Source organism: Micromonospora sp. M51, assembly GCF_018070305.1.
Classification (GTDB): domain Bacteria; phylum Actinomycetota; class Actinomycetes; order Mycobacteriales; family Micromonosporaceae; genus Micromonospora; species Micromonospora parva.
Genome location: NZ_JAGPXZ010000573.1, coordinates 1 through 4,103 on the forward strand (window position 1 = coordinate 1; position 4,103 = coordinate 4,103).

Consider the following 4,103-nt stretch of genomic DNA (forward strand, 5'->3'; position numbering starts at 1 on the left):
ACCAGCCACCATCGAGCCCGAAGCGATGATCGCGGCCCTACTCGGCCTGCGACGCCCGTAGCGCGCGCACCGCGGTCGACGACACCGCGGCCAGTTCGGGCCGTGCCGGCAGGAACACTGTGGGTACGCCCAGCGACTGGTTCATCGCGGCGAGCTGATATTCAGCCCGAAGGTCGGTGGTGTGACGAACACCGCGGACGATCACTCCTACGTCGTGCAGACGACAGTAGGTGGCGGTCAACCCGCTCCAGGCCACAACGGAGACGGAGGTCCACTCGGGCGGCAGAATGGCCCGGACAGCGGTCGCTCGCTCCTCTTCGTCGCTGCCCGGCTGCTTGGTGCTGTTGAGCGCGACGAGCACCACCACTTCGTCAAAGAGATCGCGTGCCCGGTCCACCACATTCACATGCCCCGGAGTGAAGGGATCGAAGCTGCCCGGGTAGACGGCTCGCACCCGTACGCGGCCAAACGCCCGTGCTGTCGGATGCGACGGTTCGGGGGTCACGGCCACAAGACCCGCTGCGCTTCGCGGATGACCTGCTCCGAGGCGATGGGGGTCCACGAGGCGAACAGTTCCCGGAAGTAGGCACCGTGCCGGTCCAGCATCGCGGGATCGTGCTCGACGACGTCCAACTCGTTGACGATGCTCAGGTCCACCAGCGACCGAAGTTGACGGTCATCCGGCGTCCGCACCTGGCGCGTGAAGCGGTCGAAGACCTCGCCGGTCCTGGCCAGCTCCCGCCAGCTGCGTCCACGGTCGCAGGCACCGTACAGATAGACAAGCTCCTCGGCGTCGGCGCCCACGAGATCCCGCAGCACGGCCCGATCGGCCCGGTCCAGCAGTGTGAGATCGAATCCGTCAGTGCCGTAGACGGCGTGGGTGAGGCCCGCGGTTTGCACGTCACGGCTGCGGCCGAGCGCGGCGAGTCGTTCGCTGACCCGGCAGAGGTGGGCGTACAGGGTGCCACCGGGATGGGCGATCTGTTCGGCCCCATGCCGGCGCAGCCAGGCCCGCACGCCGTCGTCGGTGCTCATGGGTCCGACTGTAGGGATCGGCCGTGGGATTCGGCGGCCCGAGGCGTGGGCGATTTGTCACAGCGCCGTGGCCACCTCCGGCGACACGGCGGCCGCGCGCGTCGTCGCGGCCAACAATCTGCGGTACGCCGGCAGCGGCTGCCTGAGCCAGCGGTGGCCGGGCGGGGGAGCGACGGCAGTCGATGCCTTGACACTGGTAGTTGCGATCGCTAACACTTGTCCGCAACGCGACCTTAACGAACCGAACACATTGTGTCGTGGCGGCGTGCGCCCCAGTGGTGTCCCGTCCGGGCACGTCACCCCACCGCTGAAGCCTTCAAAAGCCCGAACCTGGACGCGGCCTGACGTTGTTAACGCTAACATAGATGATCTTGCGGAGAGGGGTCGTGCCCGTGGTTCCACGACGGATGGCAGGGTCCCTGTCGGGAGCATCGAGCATGCGGCTGCGTGCCCTCCTCGTGCTGTCCACCGTGGCCGCGGCGGCTGTCGTGGTGGTGGCCGACGGACCGGCGCATGCCGCCACCCTGCCGACCGGCACCGTCTCGCTGGAGGCCGTGAACCAAGCCGGACGGTACGTGCGGCACATCGACTATCTCGGTCAGCTCGACCCGGTGAGCTCCAGCAGCGCCAACCAGGTGAAGCTGGACGCCACCTTCACCGTGGTCAACGGTCTGGCCTCGCCGACCTGCTACTCGTTCCAGACCAGGACGGGCATGTTCCTGCGGCACCGCGACTACCGGCTCCGGGTCGACCCGAACACCGGCGACGCGACGTTCCGGGCCGACGCCACCTTCTGCGCGGCGGACGGCTCGGTCAGCGGATCGGTGGCGCTCGTCTCGTACAACTACCCGACCCGGCGGATCCGGCACCGCGACTTCGCCCTCTGGCTCGACGCCTACCAGGACACTGCCGCGTTCCGGGCGGACAGCTCCTTCCGCCTCGTCGCGCCCTGGGCGCCCAGAACGACCAGGGGCCCGGTGATCCCGGGCCTCTTCGCCGACCCGCACCTCGCCGTCTTCAACGGCCGCTACTACCTGTACCCGACCACCGACGGCTACGCGAGCTGGGCCGGCACCTACTACAAGGCGTTCTCCTCCACCGACCTGGTCAACTGGACCGACCACGGCGTGATTCTCGACCACGGTCCGGACGTGTCCTGGGCGGACAACTCGGCCTGGGCGCCTGCGGTGGCCACCGCCAACGGCCGCTACTACCTGTACTTCAGTGGCGGCGCGGCCAGCGGAAACACCGCCAAACAACTGGGCGTGGCGGTGGCCGACAGCCCCACCGGGCCGTTCCGTGACGCGCTGGGCCGACCGCTTGTCCGCAGCGACCAGTTCTCGGGCGGGCAGGCGATCGACCCGATGGTGTTCACCGACGACGACGGGCAGTCCTACCTGTACTGGGGCCAGGGCGTCGCGCGGGCGGTGCGGCTGAACCCCGACATGACTTCCTTCGACGCAGCGCAGGCGCGGGTCATCACGCCGTCGGGCTACAACGAGGCGCCGTTCGTGTTCAAGCGCAACGGGCTCTATTACTTCATGTGGTCGGAGAACGATACCCGCAGCGAGGACTACCGGGTCGCGTACGCCACCGGCCCCGCACCGCTGGGGCCCTGGACCATGCGCGGCGTGGTGCTGCAGAAACGGCTCGAGGTCGGCGTCAAGGGCACCGGCCACCACTCCGTGGTCCGGGCACCCGGCACCGACACCTGGTACATCGCCTACCACCGCTTCGCCGTGCCGGCCGGCAACGGCACCAACCGGGAGACCGCCATCGACCGGATGGAGTTCACCGCCGACGGCACCGTCCGGCCTGTCCTGCCGACCCTCTAGCTGACCCGTACGCCCCTGCGCGAAGGAGAAAGACACATGTCGAGAGTCCTCGCCCGGCTCTGCGCGGTCGCGGTGGCCGCGAGCCTGCTGTTCACCACCTGGTCAGCGGCGACACCGAAGGAGGCGGCAGCGCTCGACCCGACCGTCGGCTATCTGATGGCGCACTTCACCGGTGAGTCCTCGACCGACCAGCAGATCTATCTCGCCCACAGCACCGACGGCCTGCGCTGGACCGACCTCAACAACGGCGGGCTCGTGCTGCGGTCCACCGTCGGCACCCGGGGCGTGCGGGACCCGGCCCTGGTCCGCTCGCCGGCCGGCGACCGCTACTGGATCATCGCCACCGACCTGTGTATCGGCTGTGGTCAGGACTGGTCGACAGCGATCAACAACGGCAGCCGCAACCTCGTCGTGTGGGAGTCCACCGACCTGGTCAACTGGTCGACGCCGTGGCTGCTGAACGTCGCCGGTGCGATTCCGGACGGACGCAACGCCTGGGCCCCGGAGGCGATCTGGAACCCGGCCACCGGCGACTACGTCCTCTACTGGGCGACGAACGTCCCGCTCAACGGCGCGACCAAGCACCGCATCTACTACGCGCGTACGGCCAACTTCCGCAGCGTCACCACACCGCAGGTCTACATCAACCGGCCCGGAAACCAGGAGATCATCGACACCCAGATCGTCGAGGTGCCGGCCGGCGTCGGCGGCTACCGCTACGTCCGGGCCTCCCGCGACGGCCAGATCGCCATCGAAGGCAGCAACTCCATCCTCGGCACCTGGACCGCCCTCGGGAACCTCTCCGGCATCGGGCTGACCGGCGCACAGGTCGAGGGTCCGATGTGGATGAAGGTGAACAGCCGCAACGAGTGGGTGCTCTACCTCGACCAGTACGCCAGCGGACGCGGCTACCTGCCGGTGCTGACCACCGACCCGTCGAGTCCGGGCAGCTACCGACTGCCGGCGTCCGGCTCGTACGCCATGGGCGGCACCAAGAAGCGGCACGGTTCGATTCTGAACCTGACCGCCGCGGAACAGAGCCGGGTGCTCGCCCGCTGGCCCGCCACCGCTGTCAACCGGATCCAGTCGTACAACTTCCAGGATCGGTACGTGCGGCACTACGACTACGACGTCCGCATCGACCCGAACGTCAGCCCGGCGCAGGACGGCCAGTGGCGGCTGGTGCCCGGCCTGGTCGGCTCCGGCACGGTCGCCATCCAGTCGGTCAACTAC

Annotated in this window: 4 protein-coding genes; 2 read left to right on the top strand and 2 right to left on the bottom strand. The window is 68.7% G+C overall.

The window, feature by feature from the left end; all coding sequences use genetic code 11:
• Positions 1-37: 37 nt before the first annotated feature.
• Together coaD and KBX53_RS24730 are read right to left on the bottom strand one after the other, a co-directional pair.
• A complete protein-coding gene (gene coaD, locus KBX53_RS24725; protein ID WP_309140847.1) occupies positions 38-454 on the bottom strand; it encodes a pantetheine-phosphate adenylyltransferase in 417 nt (138 codons plus the stop codon).
• A gap of 47 nt (positions 455-501) precedes the next feature.
• A complete protein-coding gene (locus tag KBX53_RS24730) occupies positions 502-1,035 on the bottom strand; it encodes a DUF6817 domain-containing protein (protein WP_210861923.1) in 534 nt (177 codons plus the stop codon).
• 437 nt (positions 1,036-1,472) lie between these two features.
• On the opposite strand from KBX53_RS24730, the gene KBX53_RS24735 reads away from it, so the two are divergent.
• Together KBX53_RS24735 and KBX53_RS24740 are read left to right on the top strand one after the other, a co-directional pair.
• Entirely contained in the window at positions 1,473-2,870 is a 1,398-nt protein-coding gene (locus KBX53_RS24735; protein ID WP_210861924.1) for a family 43 glycosylhydrolase, read from the top strand.
• Positions 2,871-2,906: 36 nt separating this feature from the next.
• Positions 2,907-4,103 (top strand): AbfB domain-containing protein (locus KBX53_RS24740; protein WP_210861925.1); only part of this gene is annotated, 1,197 nt, incomplete at its 3' end.